The organism is Streptomyces sp. AC602_WCS936 (genome assembly GCF_019049125.1).
Lineage (GTDB): Bacteria > Actinomycetota > Actinomycetes > Streptomycetales > Streptomycetaceae > Streptomyces.
Genome location: NZ_JAGMUF010000121.1, coordinates 1 through 14,247 on the forward strand (window position 1 = coordinate 1; position 14,247 = coordinate 14,247).

The 14,247-nt window shown below is 72.4% G+C and carries 14 protein-coding genes; 6 read left to right on the plus strand and 8 right to left on the minus strand.

The features are described from left to right. Positions 1–167: 167 nt before the first annotated feature. Positions 168–536 (minus strand): GntR family transcriptional regulator, encoded by a 369-nt coding sequence (locus tag KUM03_RS33230; protein ID WP_217254291.1) that lies wholly within the window; start codon positions 534–536, stop codon positions 168–170. 71 nt (positions 537–607) lie between these two features. On the opposite strand from KUM03_RS33230, the gene KUM03_RS33235 reads away from it, so the two are divergent. From KUM03_RS33235 to KUM03_RS38950, 3 genes are all read left to right on the plus strand, one after another. Then, positions 608–1,537 carry a GNAT family N-acetyltransferase gene (locus tag KUM03_RS33235; RefSeq protein WP_217254292.1) on the plus strand — a complete coding sequence of 310 codons (930 nt, stop codon included), beginning with the start codon at positions 608–610 and terminating at the stop codon, positions 1,535–1,537. After that, the gene (locus KUM03_RS33240; RefSeq protein ID WP_217254293.1) at positions 1,518–2,078 is read left to right on the plus strand and encodes a DUF402 domain-containing protein; all 561 of its coding nucleotides are present in this window, start codon (positions 1,518–1,520) and stop codon (positions 2,076–2,078) included. The genes KUM03_RS33235 and KUM03_RS33240 overlap by 20 nt, the downstream gene beginning before the upstream one ends. 85 nt (positions 2,079–2,163) lie before the next feature. Further along, positions 2,164–2,298: a hypothetical protein gene (locus KUM03_RS38950; protein WP_302185921.1), complete on the plus strand. Its 135-nt coding sequence runs from the start codon at positions 2,164–2,166 to the stop codon at positions 2,296–2,298. Between the two features lie 24 nt (positions 2,299–2,322). On the opposite strand, the gene KUM03_RS33245 is transcribed toward KUM03_RS38950, so the two are convergent. Further along, positions 2,323–2,784: a GNAT family N-acetyltransferase gene (locus tag KUM03_RS33245; protein ID WP_217254294.1), complete on the minus strand. Its 462-nt coding sequence runs from the start codon at positions 2,782–2,784 to the stop codon at positions 2,323–2,325. Positions 2,785–2,961: 177 nt separating this feature from the next. Between KUM03_RS33245 and KUM03_RS33250 the strand changes: the two genes are divergently transcribed. After that, positions 2,962–4,044 carry a lytic polysaccharide monooxygenase gene (locus tag KUM03_RS33250; protein WP_217254295.1) on the plus strand — a complete coding sequence of 361 codons (1,083 nt, stop codon included), beginning with the start codon at positions 2,962–2,964 and terminating at the stop codon, positions 4,042–4,044. Between the two features lie 77 nt (positions 4,045–4,121). Here the strand turns inward: KUM03_RS33250 and KUM03_RS33255 are convergent, their stop codons facing one another. Further along, positions 4,122–4,985: a triacylglycerol lipase gene (locus tag KUM03_RS33255; RefSeq protein WP_217254296.1), complete on the minus strand. Its 864-nt coding sequence runs from the start codon at positions 4,983–4,985 to the stop codon at positions 4,122–4,124. Positions 4,986–5,132: 147 nt separating this feature from the next. After that, complete coding sequence (locus KUM03_RS33260; RefSeq protein WP_217254297.1) at positions 5,133–5,579, minus strand: MarR family winged helix-turn-helix transcriptional regulator; 447 nt, start codon at positions 5,577–5,579, stop codon at positions 5,133–5,135. A gap of 98 nt (positions 5,580–5,677) precedes the next feature. Between KUM03_RS33260 and KUM03_RS33265 the strand changes: the two genes are divergently transcribed. Next, positions 5,678–6,052, plus strand: a complete 375-nt coding sequence (locus KUM03_RS33265; protein ID WP_217254298.1) for a cupin domain-containing protein — start codon at positions 5,678–5,680, stop codon at positions 6,050–6,052. A gap of 15 nt (positions 6,053–6,067) precedes the next feature. Here KUM03_RS33265 and KUM03_RS33270 read toward each other — a convergent pair whose 3' ends face one another. Both KUM03_RS33270 and KUM03_RS33275 read right to left on the minus strand, forming a co-directional pair. After that, complete coding sequence (locus KUM03_RS33270; protein ID WP_217254299.1) at positions 6,068–7,036, minus strand: hypothetical protein; 969 nt, start codon at positions 7,034–7,036, stop codon at positions 6,068–6,070. After that, positions 7,033–10,560: a DNA polymerase III subunit alpha gene (locus KUM03_RS33275; RefSeq protein ID WP_217254300.1), complete on the minus strand. Its 3,528-nt coding sequence runs from the start codon at positions 10,558–10,560 to the stop codon at positions 7,033–7,035. The genes KUM03_RS33270 and KUM03_RS33275 overlap by 4 nt, the downstream gene beginning before the upstream one ends. A gap of 163 nt (positions 10,561–10,723) precedes the next feature. On the opposite strand from KUM03_RS33275, the gene KUM03_RS33280 reads away from it, so the two are divergent. Continuing rightward, positions 10,724–11,782: a DUF3533 domain-containing protein gene (locus KUM03_RS33280; RefSeq protein WP_217254301.1), complete on the plus strand. Its 1,059-nt coding sequence runs from the start codon at positions 10,724–10,726 to the stop codon at positions 11,780–11,782. A gap of 90 nt (positions 11,783–11,872) precedes the next feature. On the opposite strand, the gene KUM03_RS33285 is transcribed toward KUM03_RS33280, so the two are convergent. Both KUM03_RS33285 and KUM03_RS33290 read right to left on the minus strand, forming a co-directional pair. Beyond that, the gene (locus KUM03_RS33285; protein ID WP_217254302.1) at positions 11,873–12,955 is read right to left on the minus strand and encodes a S1 family peptidase; all 1,083 of its coding nucleotides are present in this window, start codon (positions 12,953–12,955) and stop codon (positions 11,873–11,875) included. 356 nt (positions 12,956–13,311) lie between these two features. Next, positions 13,312–14,220, minus strand: a complete 909-nt coding sequence (locus KUM03_RS33290) for a S1 family peptidase (protein ID WP_217254303.1) — start codon at positions 14,218–14,220, stop codon at positions 13,312–13,314. Between the last annotated feature and the right edge of the window lie 27 nt (positions 14,221–14,247).

The following is a 14,247-nucleotide window of genomic DNA, read 5'->3' on the forward strand; positions in this document are numbered from 1 at the left end:
GGGCGTAGATGTCGCAATCCACACCGAACCCAGAAGGCCCTCACCTGTTCAAGCACCCAGCACGCGTGTCACCAACGTCCCGGGACAGCACACCTAGGGGCGCGGGGAACTGCGCGACAAGCCACAACGAACCCGCAGCCGCCCACCGGCCCCCATCGAAACGGCACTCAATCCCCGTAAGCCGCCCGCACCGCGTCCCGCACCGCCGCCACCGCGTCCCCCTCCCCCACCCCGAGCCGCCGAGCCCGCTCGGCGTACCCCTGGGCCGCGGAGGCCAACTCCCGCTCCGCCGCCGAGCCCGCGGCAGCGACGAACGTTCCGTTGCGCCCCCGCGTCTCGATCACCCCGTCCCCCTCCAGCGCCCGGTACGCCTTGGCGACCGTGTTCGCGGCGAGCCCGAGGGACTCGGCCAGTCCGCGCACGGTCGGCAGCCGGTAGCCGACCGGCAGCGCCCCCGACCGCGCCTGTTCGGAGATCTGCGCCCGCACCTGCTCGTAGGGCGGGGTGCCGTCATCGATGTGGATCTGCAAGGTCACCCGGCGATTGTCGCGTATCCCCGGGAAAATGAGAGGCACCCGGCAGCCCTCCCGCCGTAACGTGCGCCCACATGACCGTACTCGTACGCGACCTGCGTCCCGACGATCCGGCCGACGCCGCCGCCTTCGCGCATGTCCGGCACCTCGCCCTGCCGTACATCCTGTGGACGCCCGAGGCCGTCGTCCACCGCCTCGTCCACACGCACCCGGAGGCCCGGAGCCGGTCCCTCGTCGCGGAGGAGGACGGGGAGACGATCGGCACGGCGCAGCTCGGGCTGGTCCACGACAGCCCGGAGCCGGGTCAGGCGTACCTCAACGTCTACGTCCGCCCGGACAGGGTCCGCCGCGGCGCCGGCGGGCTGCTGGTGCGCACGTCCGAGGAGTACCTCGCCACGGAGGGGGCGACGAAGCTCTTCGCGTGGGTGCTGGACGAGCCCGCGAACCTCGCCTTCGCCGAACGGCACGGCTACGAGCGGCGGCGCTCGGCCCACTTCCTCCGGCTGGACCTGGCCGACGCCGCCCTGCCGGACGCACCGGCCGCTCCGCCCGGCGTCGAACTCCGCACCGCCGCCGACTTCGCCGACGATCCCCGCCCGTTGTTCGAACTGGACGCGGAGCTGGTGGCGGACGAACCGAGCGATGTCGCCGTCGAGTTCACGGAGTACGAGGCATGGCTGGCGGAGACCTGGCGGCACCCGCTGCTGCACCGTGAGCTGACCACGGTCGCGGTCGCCGACGGCCGCCCCGTCGCCTTCAGCGTGGCCCACACCGACGGCGGCACCCGGTATGCCACCGCCATGACCGGCACGGTCCGCGCCCACCGCGGCCGGGGCCTGGCCAAGCTCACCAAGACCGACTCCCTGCGCCGCGCCCGCGCCGCCGGGTACACGGAGGCGCTCACCGGCAACGACACGGACAACGGCCCGATGCTCGCCGTCAACAAGTGGCTCGGATACGAGGTCTGCGGGACGGAGGTGCGCCATGTCCGCGAACTCGGCTGAGTTGAGCATCGCGCTTGTCAAGGCGGGCCGGACGAAGATCCGGTACACGGGCGTGCTGCTCCACGACGACGGCACCCGTCTCGCCGTCCGCGCCCTCTGGGCCGGTGCCGGCGTCCGCGACTTCGGCTTCGTGCGCTTCGAGCCCGGCGACGTCTTCACCGAGTACTACTGGCGCGACCGGTGGTACGCGGTGAAGGAGGTCCGGACGGCGACCGGGGCTCTGAAAGGCTGGTACTGCGACATCACCCGCCCCGCCGTGTTCGACGGCACCGAACTGGTCGTCGAGGACCTCGACCTGGACCTGTGGCGCTCCGCGGACGGCACGGACGTACGGCGCCTCGACGAGGACGAGTTCGCTCAGAGCGGCCTGCCGGAGCGCGACCCCGAGTCCGCTGCCGCCGCCGTGGCCGCACTGGACGAACTGGAGCGGCTGGCCCGCGGGAAGAACTTCACCGACCTGACTGTCGTTGCCCATGCACCCAGGGTGACACCCGGCACTGACAACGCGGTCGGGGCGCGGGAACGTGACAACCGCCACTGACAGGGACGCATCGATGAGCAAGTCTCGGGGAAAGGGTCTACCTCCGTGAGAACGCGGAACCCGGTGGATCCGTAAGGAGGCAGCCATGCGCCGTCTGACCGTGCAGAAGCCCCTGAAGAAGACCGACGCCCGCCGTGTCCGCGAGGAGGCCGACCAGCGCCCCTCGGGACGCCCGGAGGTCCGCGAGGACATCGCGCGCACCTGGTGGCCGGAGAGCTGACCGGGCCGGTCGCGGTGAGACGCGTCAGAGCAGCCGCTTGCGGTAGTGGACGCGGTCGTAGGGCCCGTCCACCCGGCGCTCCACGATCTCGTACCCGTACTTCGGGTAGATCTCCTGGTTCTCCCACATCATGGCGTTGGTGTAGAGCCTGATCTCGGGCAGGCCCAGCGCACGCGCGTGCGCGTCCACGAACCGCAGCAGCCGCCGCCCCACGCCCGTGCCGTGCGCGTCGGGGTGGACGGCGATGCTGTCGAGGAACAGGTGGTCCGCGTACGCCTCCACGACGACGACGAGGCCCGCGACGCCCGTGCCGGGCCCGCCCGTGACGAACACCTTGCCCGCGGCCACGTTCGCCGCGTGGTCCGCCTCCATGGGCTGCGGCACCACGCCGATGCGCTCGACGTAGGGGCGGTAGGCGGCGTCGGTGACGGCCTTCACGGCCGGTACGTCGGCGGCGACCGCCGGCCGGATCTGCTCTCGTTCCATGCCGCGAACGGTAGCTACCTCAGCCCAGCCTGAGCACTCCCTTAACGCGACCATAAGGATCTCCATCACCCGCCTCCAGCAGGCGATTTCACGGTTTCTTGGGGCTAGCTTGCTGATCAACCCCACGGGTTCCGGCCCGAGTTCCGCATCCCCAGTGACCGTTTCGAGGAGTTCCCCATGCCCGCACCGTCCGCGCCCCGCAGGGTCGCCGCCGTCGCCGTCGCCGGCCTCGCCCCGCTCGCCCTGACCACCCTGGCCGCCGCTCCGGCGTCGGCGCACGGTTCGATGGGCGACCCGGTCAGCCGGGTGTCGCAGTGCCACGCCGAGGGACCCGAGAACCCGAAGTCGGCCGCGTGCAAGGCGGCCGTCGCGGCCGGCGGCACCCAGGCGCTGTACGACTGGAACGGCATCCGCATCGGCAACGCCGCCGGCAAGCACCAGGAACTGATCCCGGACGGCAAGCTGTGCAGCGCCAACGACCCGGCGTTCAAGGGCATGGACCTGGCCCGCGCCGACTGGCCCGCGACCAGCGTGAGCAGCGGCTCGTACACCTTCAAGTACCGCGTGACGGCCCCCCACAAGGGCACCTTCAAGGTGTACATCACCAAGCCCGGCTACGACCCGTCCCAGCCGCTGGGCTGGGGCGACCTGGACCTGTCCGCCCCGGTGGCGACGGCCACCGACCCGGCGGCCTCGGGCGGCTTCTACACCTTCGCCGGCAAGCTGCCCGAGCGTTCCGGCAAGCACCTGCTGTACGCGGTGTGGCAGCGCTCGGACAGCCCGGAGGCGTTCTACTCCTGCTCCGACATCTCCTTCGGCGGCGCCGGCGGGAGCGGCGGCGACAACGGCACGGCGGCCGGTGACTCCGCGGCCGGTGACTCCGCGTCTGGTGACTCTTCGGACGCCGCCGCTCCGGCCCCCGAGGCGTCCGCTCCGTCCGAGGAGCAGATCGCGGCCGCCGCCGACAAGTCGACGATCGAGCACCACGGCCACGGCGACCAGGACGCCGAGACGACGACGGACCCGACCGACCCGGCCGCCCCGGCCGCCCCGGCCTCCGGGGACGAGGCCTCCGCCGCGGCCGGTGAGCCCAACGAGGTCAAGGCCGCCGGCGCGGGCACCGAGAACCTCGCCGAGACCGGCGGGGACAGCACCACGCCCTACATCGCGGTCGGTGGCGCCGCCGCCCTGGCCGTCGGCGCGGCCGTGATGTTCGCGTCCGTGCGCCGGCGGGCCGCCGGGGGCAGGCACAGCGGCTGACCCCGGGGCAACGGGGACGCGGGGCTCGTCCGGCGGCTCAGGCCGGACGAGCCCCGCGTGGCGTGCCGGGTGTGCCGTCAGTCGAAGACCGAGGCGCAGGTGGTGGGCGTGGCGTGCGCCGGGTCCAGGGCGTTCGTCACTTCGTGGAAGGCGATCCGGTCGAAGAGCCCGATCGCCAGGTGCTCGGACAGGTCGACGGGACACAGGTCCTGCAGCAGGACGTTGCGCACCCCGGGCTCGTCCAGGAACTGGCTGCGGTACGGCGTGACCACCTGGTCGTACCGGGTGGCGAGGACCGTGTAGCGGACGCCGGGGACGGTGTCGCCGCCCTCGTTGAGCTTGGTGAGGAGGTCGGAGCCGGCGACCTGGTCGGCGAGGGCGGGGGTGTGCTCGTTCAGCAGGTCCCCGACGCCGGGGAAGTACGGCAGCAGGTTGGTGAGGCCGGACAGTGTGGTGCCGTGGTTGCTGGGCGCGATCCCCACCAGGGCGTTCACCTCGGCGGCGCCGCCGAGGAACTTGAGGTAGTACCGGGGCATCATGCCGCCCTGCGAGTGGCCGACGATGTCGGTCTCGGCCGCGCCGGTCGCGGCGAGCACCTTGTCGACGTGGGCGGCGAGCTGCTGCGCCGACTTGTCGACCGGGCCGAGTCCGTGGAAGAACGGGACGCCGGGCAGTTGGCCGTAGTCGAGGGAGAAGACGCAGTAGCCGCGGTTCTTCAGGTAGGGCGCGAGGCCCAGCCAGTTGTCGACGGAGTTCCCGAAGGTGCCGTGGACCAAGACGACGGGGCGGGGGTGCGCGGCGGACGGCCGGCAGGTGTAGTCGTTCCAGCCGGAAGTGGGGCGTGTGTCGGTGGCGTGGGCGGTGGTGGCGGGGACCAGGGCGGCCGCGGCGGTCAGCAGCAGGGCGGTCAGGGGTCTGAGCGCGCGTCTCCAGGGCAGCATCGGGTGATCTCCTTGCGGGGCAGGGGAGTTTCGATGGCAGGACGCCCTGTGATCCGGATCACGGGATGCTGTTCACTCGTCAAGTTACGAGCGAGTAGTGCAAGTGTGAAGTTACGCGTCAGTAAAAACTTCCAGCGCTAACCGGCGTCACCATGCGGGCCGGATCGGCCCGCCCGGCGCCACCCGCAGCAGACCGTCGGCCAGCGCACGCACCCCGTCCTCGCCGAGCACGTCGACCCAGGCGCTCACGGCCTCCGCCGCCGCCTCCTCCGCGGCTCGCGTACAGGCCCACCCCGCCTCGGTCAGCACGACCAGCCGGGCGCGCGCGTCGGCGGGATGCGGCCGGCGCTCGACGTATCCCTTGCGGTGCAGCTCCTCGACCAGCTGGCTCGCGGCCTGCTTGGTCATCCCGAGGTGCGCGGCGAGGTCGGTGACCGTCGCGCCGTCCGGGGCGAGCCGGGTGAAGGCGAAACCGTGCGCCGGGCGCACCCCCTCGAAGCCGCGGGCGACGACACCCTCGTGGATGCGCTGCGTGAGACCGCCGGCCGCGGCGAGCAGGCCGGCGGTCAGGGCCATGGCGTCGGAGTTCTGCACGGTGGCATTGAAACACCCTTGACGTTTTGGTCAAACAGCTTGACCATAGGTCGGGAAACTTAGTCAAGCTGCTTGACCATAGGCATTGGGGGACAGTCATGCCCGTCGTCCGCTCGTCCGAAGGCGCCACCCACGAGATCCACGGCACCCGCTTCGTCTCGTACGCCGCTCCCCGCACCGGCAGCAAGGAGCTCTGCGCCTGGCAGGGCGAGATCCCGGCGGGGACGAAGGCCCCCGCGCACACCGTCAGCCGGGAGGAGGTGTTCCACCTGCTCACCGGCGAGCTGCTGATCACCCTCGACGGCCGCACCGAGCGCGTCACCGCCGGGGACACGGTGATCATCAACGCCGGTGCCGCCTTCGCCGTCGAGAACCCCACCGACCGGACCGCGACCTCCTGGGTCACCACATCCGTCGGCCTGACGGCGGAGCTGGCCGACGGCACGGTGCTCACTCCCCCGTGGGCCAACTGAGTCCCCGCGCGGGGATCACGCCGCCAGCGACCCCGGCATCACCGCCCTCGGTCCGAACTTCGCCCGCGCGCGGTCCGCGACCTCCTCGATCCGGCGGACCTTCTCGTCCACGGGGTCGAAGGTGAGCTGGTGGGAGGCCTGTTCGGCGGGGGCCAGGCCCTCGGCGCGCAGGGCGATCGAGCGGACCCGGGCGCGCTGGAGGCCGAGCGCCTCGTACATGTCGTACGCGGTCCGGGTCAGGGCCGCCGAGTGCGCGGTCGGTTCGGACAGGGTGCGGCTGCGCGTGGTGGCCGACCGGTCGGCGTAGCGCACGGTGAGGGTCAGGGTGCGGCAGACCTTGTCCACGGCGCGCAGCCGGGTGCCCAGTTCCTCGGCGGCCGACAGCAGGGCACGCCGGTGGCGGCCGGGGTCGAGTTCGTCGCGGTCGAAGGGGCGGTCCGCGGCCAGCGACCGGGAGACGCCGTTGGGGACCACCCGGCCCCGGTCGACGCCCTGCGCCTTCTCGTGCAGCTCGCGGCCCGCCCTGACGCCGACCAGGCGCTGGAGCGTGGACAGGGGCGCGGTGGCGACCCGGCCGAGGGTGTCGAGGCCGTACTCGCACAGGGTGCGGGCGGTCGCGGTGCCGACGCCGGGCAGCGCGGCGACCGGCTTGCCGGCGAGGAACTCCCGCTCCTCCCCCTCCGGCACCACGCCGGTCAGCCCCTGCCGGGCGTCCCGCAGCGCCATGCGGGCCAGCATCGGGCCCGGACCGGCGCCGGTCACGCAGTCGACGCCGTACAGCGCGAGGGCGCGGACGCGGATCACCGAGGCCAGTTCCACGGCGTCCCGCCCGAAGTACCGCTCGGCGCCCCGCAGGTCGGCCAGCGCGCCGTCGGGGGGCAGCGCCTCGACGACCGGCGTGAACTCCTCCAGCAACCCGAGCAGCTGGGGCAGGGCCGCCTCGTACATCGGCGGCAGCTGGAAACGTACGCAGAGGATGGTCATCCCGCACTCCCCGGACTCTGGTGCCACAACTTCCTTCCGACCGCGGGCCCCTCGCCCGCGGGGCGCAGATCGGCCCAGGGGTGCATCTCATACCCGGTGGACATGCGGATCTTCCGCTGCTCCATCGGGTCCTGGGCCGCGGAGCCGGCCGGCGCGGGCCGTCCGTCCGAACCGGCGAGACGACGGCGCGCCGGGCCGTCCCCGGGGTCGTCGCCCTCCCGGCTTCCGTCCGCTCCGGCCAGCCGGGCCGCGACGCCTTCCAGTCCCTCCTCCCGGCGGGTCTCCAGCAGGTCGGCGAGGTTCCAGGCGGCGGAGCCGACCACGCTGAGGCTGCGCGGGCCGCGCCGCTGCACCACCCCGCGCACCAGCAGCAGCCAGGAGTGGAAGACGGTGTGCGCGCAGGCGTCGTGCGAGTCGTCGAAGAAGGCGAGGTCGACCAGGCCGGAGCCGTCGTCGAGGGTGGAGAAGATGACGCGGCGGCCGGACCGGACCGGCGGTGTCTGGGTGGCCGCCTTGGCGCCCGCGACCAGCACCGTCTCCCCGTGCCGGGCCTCGCGCAGCCGCTTGGCCGACACCACGCCCAGCTCGCGCAGGAAGGTGCGGTGGTCGTCCATCAGGTTGCGCGAGGCATCCATGGAGAGCACGCCCAGTTCGGCGCTGAGCTTCTCCGCCGAGGTGAGGTCGGGCAGCCCGGCGGAGGCGGTCCTGCGGCCGCCGGACAGGGGGAGCTGGTCGCCGCGTCCGGCGCGGGCGCCTCGGTGCAGCTCGGTCAGGTGCAGTTGCAGGTCGCGGCGGTTGGCGCCGAACGCGTCCAGCGCGCCGACCTGGGCGAGCCGTCCGGCCAGCGGCCTGCTGGGGCGGGCCCGTTCCCAGAAGTCGAGCAGGGAGGCGTACGGCTGCCCCTCGGCGACGCGCTCCGCCTCGGCCTCGCTGATGCCGTGCACGTCGGAGAGGGCAAGACGCAGCCCCCACTGTCGCGATTCAGACACCAGTTCGATCCTGTGTGCGACCCCCGACTTGTTGACGTCCAACGGCAGGATCGGTACCCCGCGCCGCCGCGCGTCCGCCAGCAGCAGCCGCTTCGGGTACATGCCGGGGTCGTGCGTGAGCAACCCGGCGTAGAAGGCGGCCGGGTGATGGGCCTTCAGCCACGCCGACTGGTAGGTCGGCACGGCGAACGCGACCGCGTGCGCCTTGCAGAAGCCGTACGACCCGAAGGCCTCGACGATCTCCCAGGTCCGCTGAATCGTTTCCGCGTCGTAGCCGTTCGCCGTCGCGTGCTGGGCGAACCACACCTTGATCCGCCCCTGCGACTCCGGGTCGGACAGCCCGCGCCGCACCCGGTCCGCCTCGCCGCGCCCGCAGCCGGTCATGATGTCGACGATGTCGATGATCTGCTCGTGGAAGACGACGACCCCGTAGGTGCCCTCCAGCGGCTCCGCCAGGTCCTCGTGCGGGTGGCGCACCGGCGCCCGCCCGTGCCGGGCCTCGATGAACGGCCGCACCATGTCGGCGGCGACCGGCCCCGGCCGGAAGAGCGAGATGTCGACCACGAGGTCGTGGAAGGTCGACGGCTGGAGCCGTCCGACCAGGTCCCGCTGGCCCGGCGACTCGATCTGGAAGCAGCCCAGCGTCTCGGCGGAGCGGATCATCCGGTACGTCGCCGGGTCGCCCTCGGGTACGGCGTCCAGGTCGACCTCGGTGCCGGTGGCCCGCTTCACCTCGGCGACCGCGTGCGCCATCGCCGACTGCATCCGCACCCCGAGCACGTCCAGCTTGAGCAGCCCGAGGTCCTCCACGTCGTCCTTGTCGAACTGGGCCATGGGGAAGCCCTCGCCGCTGGTCGGCATGACCGGCGTACGGGAGAGCAGGGAGGCGTCGGACAGGAGGACGCCGCAGGGGTGCATGGCGACACCGCGCGGGAGGGCGTCCAGGCCCTCGACCAGCTCCCAGAGCCTGCCGTACCGCTCCTGCTCCCCCGCCAGTTCCTTCAGCTCGGGCAGTTCATCCAGTGCCGCGCGGGCGTCGCGGGCGCGGATGTGCGGGAAGGACTTGGCGACGCGGTCGATCTCGGCCGGGTCCATGGACAGCGCGGCGCCCACGTCGCGGATGGCGTGGCGCACCCGGTACGTCTCCGGCATGGCGACCGTGGCGACCCGCTCGGTGCCGAACCGGCCGATGATCGCGCGGTAGACCTCCAGGCGGCGGGCGGACTCCACGTCGATGTCGATGTCGGGCAGCACGACCCGCTCCTTGGACAGGAAGCGCTCCATCAGCAGCCCGTGCTCGACCGGGTCGGCGTGCGCGATGCCGAGCAGGTGGTTGACGAGCGAGCCCGCGCCGGAGCCGCGCGCGGCGACCCGGATGCCCATGTGGCGCACGTCGTCCACGACCTGGGCGACGGTGAGGAAGTACGAGGCGAAGCCGTGGTGGGCGATGATGTCCAGCTCGTGGTGCATCCGCTCCCAGTAAGTCCGGTGATCGCGCCGCCGGTCGTAGCCGCGCAGCACCATGCCCGCCGCCGCCCGGGAGGCGAGCGCCCGCTGGGCGGTGCGGCGGCCGGCGCCCACGAGGTGCGGCTCGGGGAAGTGGACGGCGCCCATGCCGAGGTCGTCCTCGGGGTCGACCAGGCACTCGGCGGCCGTCGCCTGCGTCTGCTCCAGCAGGCGGTGGGCGGTGTCGCGCCGGAAGCCGGCCGCCTCGACGATCCGCTCGGCGGCGTGCCGCATGGCACCGGCGTCCTTGAGCCAGGCCTCGCCGGAGTCCAGTTCCTTGGTGGCGTCGATGGGGACCAGGCGGCGGGCGGCGTCCAGGACGTCGGCGACCTGTCCCTGGCCGGGGTCGGCGTAGCGGACGGCGTTGGAGAGCACCGGCCGGACGCCCTGCTCGGCGGCGAAACCGACGGTGCGGGCGGCCAGGCGCAGGGAGCCGGGGCCGGTGCCCTTGCGGCCGTGCCAGACGGCCTCCAGGCGCAGGGCGTCGCCGTACACCTCCCGCCAGGGGGCGAGGAGCCTCGCCGCGCGGTCCGGACGGCCGGCGGCGAGGGCGCGGCCCACGTCCGAGTCGGGGCCGAGCAGCACGGTCAGACCGTCGGCGTGGTTGTCGGGCCAGGACAGCAGGGGGATGCCCTCGGCCGTGTGGGCGGCGGAGACCAGGCGGCACAGGCCGGCCCAGCCGCGGGCGCCGTCGCGGGCGAGGAAGGTCACCCGCGGGGTCGACTCGTCGACGAAGGCACCTCCGCGCACGGGGGCGCGGCGCCGGTCCCGGCGTACGGAGGTCTCCGTGCGGTCGGCGGCCCCGGACGCGGGGGCGGCCACCGCCAGCTCCGCGCCGAACAGTGGACGGACGCCCGCCTTCGCGCAGGCCTTGGCGAAGCGGACCGTGCCCGCGAGGGTGTCGCGGTCGGTGAGGGCGAGGGCGTCCATGCCCCGTTCGAAGGCCCGCTCGGCCAGCCGCTCCGGGTGGGAGGCGCCGTAGCGGGCGGAGAACCCGGAGACGGTGTGCAGATGCGTGAAACCCGGCACACGCACCTCCCGAACTCATGAACCGATGTCCTGCCGAACACCTCGTCGAACACCTGTTCCAACTACCTCACCCCCACCATAGACCAATTTTCGAATGCGTGTGCGACATCCGTTCGGCCCCGCCCCACCTGCGCAAACGCCCGTCGGCCCGGACCGTGGGGGCATGTCGCACACCCCGGTCACCGACCGCCGCAGAGGCTCCTTCCTCGGCGAGGTGAAGGACGCCGTCACCCCGCGGGCCACCCTGCTCGTGCTCGGCGTGCTCGCGCTCCAGCTCCTGTTCATCGCCTCCTACGTGGGGGCGCTGCACAACCCGAAGCCGAAGGACGTGCCCTTCGGGGTGGTCGCGACCGGGGCGGTGGCCGAGCGGACGGTGGACAGGCTGGAGCGGCTGCCCGGGTCGCCGCTGGACCCGCGCACGGTGGCCGACGAGGAGAGCGCCCGGCGGCAGATCATGGACCGGGAGATCGACGGCGCCCTGATCGTGAACCCGGACGGCACCAGGGACACCCTGCTGGTCGCCTCCGGCGGCGGCACCGTCCTCGCCACCACCCTGGAGAGGATCGTCACCGAGGTGGAGCGGGCCGAGGGACGCACGGTGCGGACCGTCGACGTGGCCCCGGCCTCGCCCCGGGACTTCGACGGGCTGTCGTCCTTCTACCTGGTCGTCGGCTGGTGCGTCGGCGGCTACCTGTGCGCCTCGATCCTGGCGATCAGCACCGGGGCCCGGCCCGCCAACCCGCTGCGCGCGGCGATCCGGCTGATCGTGATGGCGCTGGTCGCGATCGTCGGCGGGCTGGGCGGTGCGGTGATCGTGGGGCCGATCCTGGGCGCGCTGCCCGGCAGCGTGGTGGATCTGTGGGGACTCGGCGCGCTGATCACCTTCGCGGTGGGCGCCGCCACCCTCGCCCTCCAGGGCGTCTTCGGGATCGTCGGGATCGGGCTGGCGATCCTGCTGGTGGTGATCGCGGGCAACCCGAGCGCGGGCGGCGCCTTCCCGCTGCCGATGCTGCCGCCGTTCTGGAAGGAGATCGGTCCCTGGCTGCCGCCGGGCGCGGGAACCTGGACGGCCCGCTCGATCGCCTACTTCAAGGGCAACGCCGAGACCGTGCCCCTGCTGGTGCTGTGGGCGTGGGCGGTCGCGGGGACGCTGATCACGCTGCTGGCCGCCGTGCTGCGCGTCCGGCGACAGGAGACGGAACTTCCCACGCAGGCCGGCTGACCACCCGTACGCACGCGGAAGTCCCGCCCCTCGCGCGCGGGACGGGACTTCAGCGGTACCTCGGAGGTACTTCACAGGTGCGGGTGGTGCTCAGCCGATCTGCGTACCGGTGGCCGACAGGGCCTCCGTCACCGGCTGGAAGAAGGTCTCGCCGCCCGAGGTGCAGTCGCCGCTGCCGCCGGAGGTGAGGCCGATGGCCTGGTCGCCCGAGAAGAGCGAGCCGCCGCTGTCGCCGGGCTCGGCGCAGACGTCGGTCTGGATCAGGCCGTTGACGATGTCGCCGTTGCCGTAGTTCACGGTGGCGTCCAGGCCGGTGACCGTGCCCGAGTGCACCTGGGTGGTGGAGCCGCTGCGGGTCACCTCCATGCCGACGGTGGCCTCGGCGGCGCCGGAGATGGCCTGGGAGGAGCCGTCGTAGAGGTTCACCTCGCTCGGGTGGTCCACCTCGGCGGTGTACTTGACCAGGCCGTAGTCGTCGTCCGGGAAGCTGGACGCCTCGTTCTCGCCGATGACGTTCCCGGAGGAGTCCGACCACGTGGTGATGCCCTCGGTGCAGTGACCCGCGGTGAGGAAGTACGGCTCCCCGCCCTTGGTCACGTTGAAGCCGAGGGAGCAGCGCCCACCGTTGCCGGTGATGGCGTCGCCGCCCGCGACGAAGGGCTTGTACTCGCCCTTCGTCCGCTTGAGCTCCGCCTTGGCGCCCAGCCCGTCGACGACCTTGGTCAGCTTGGCCCACTCGGCCTTCGAGACCGTGCGGTCGGCGGTGACGACGACCTTGTTGGTGGTCGGGTCGGTCGCCCAGGAGGTGCCCGGGATGGTGGCGTCCTCGGCGAGGGTGGTGCGCGCGCTCTTCAGTTCGGCGAGCGAGTTCTCGACGATTCTCGCCTTGGCGCCGGCCTCCTCGACGGTCTGCGCGGCGCCCTCGTCGAGCACGTTGACGACGAGGCTCTTCGCCTGCGCGTCGTAGTACGTGCCCGCCGCGTCGGTGCCGAGGTCGCCGAGCAGCGTGGAGGCGAGCTTTCCGGCCGCCGTGACCGACAGGGTCTCGGGCGCGGAAGCCTTCGGGGCCTCGCTGGCGTTCGCACTCTGGAAGGTGACTCCCGCGGCGACCAGTGCGGTGATACCCGCACCAACCACGGCGGCCCGCCGCCTGGGTATGCGTCGGTGCTTCAACTCACGTCCTCCTGTGGGGGGTCGGCCCGGGAGGTTGTGGGGACCTCACGGGCCGGAAGGCTGGTTGACGAGCGCTAACTCTTCCAACCCCACAGTGGGCACACAAGGTCGACTTCAGGACGTGCGCACGACAACTTCAGTGCGCACACACGACCTTCACCATTCATGTCCCTTCCAGCAGGATTCGCGCGACGAACGCTCCAGCAAACGCTACGAGCCAGTAACCGGCGACCGGCCGAACAGGCCGACGTCTGGCCGGAATTCACCTCTTGCACAAAGGCCGAGTCCCCGCACACCGGCCGGTGTGCGGGGACTCGCCGTGCTGCTGGCTGCGTTTCTGCGGACGGGCCGACGGTCTAGTAGACGCTGACGCCGTAGGCGTTCAGGGCCTCCGTGACCGGCTGGAAGAACGTCGTACCGCCGGTACGGCAGTTGCCGCTGCCGCCGGAGGTCAGACCGTACGCGGTGCCGTTGCTGCCGTAGAGCGGGCCACCGGAGTCGCCGGGCTCGGCGCAGACCGTGGTCTGGATCAGCCCGCGGACGATGTCGCCGCCGCCGTAGTTGACGGTCGCGTTCAGGGCGGTGACCCGGCCGCTGTGGGTGCCGGTGGTGGAACCGTCGCGGATGACGGTGGTGCCCACGCTCGGGGTGGCCGCGCGGGTGATGTCCACGCCGTTCGCGGTACCGGGCTTGCTGACGGAACTGTTGGTGTACCGGACGATGCCGTAGTCGTTGCCCGGGAAGCTGGACCCGGCCGTCGAGCCGAGGACCGTGGAGCGCCCGGAGTTGGAGTACCAGGTGCCGGCACCGTCGGTGCAGTGGCCGGCGGTCAGGAAGTACTCGGCACCACTGCTGCTGCGGACGTTGAAGCCGAGGGAGCAGCGCCAGCTGCTCGCGTAGATGGCGTCGCCGCCCTGGATGAGCTTGTTGAACGTGCCGGGGGTGCGCTCGATCTTCAGGGCGCCGGCCTTGTCGCCGGCCTCCTTCTTGATCTTCGCGATCTCGGCCTGGGAGACCGTGCTGTCGACCGTGAGCAGCACCTGGCCGGTCTTGCTGTCGACGGCCCAGGCGGTGCCCGGGACGTCGGCCTCGAGCACCGCGGCACTGGCGCTGCCCAGTTCGGCGGCGCTGAAGGCGACGGGAGCCTCGGACGCGTTCGCGCTGGGGATCGCGATCGCGGCTGCGGCCACGATGCCGGTGGATACGGCGATCAGCCGAGTCCGTCTCGTGATGCCGCTGCGGGGGGTGGTGCGCTTGATCCTCACTTTTCGTTCCTCCACAAAGGAAGTCGG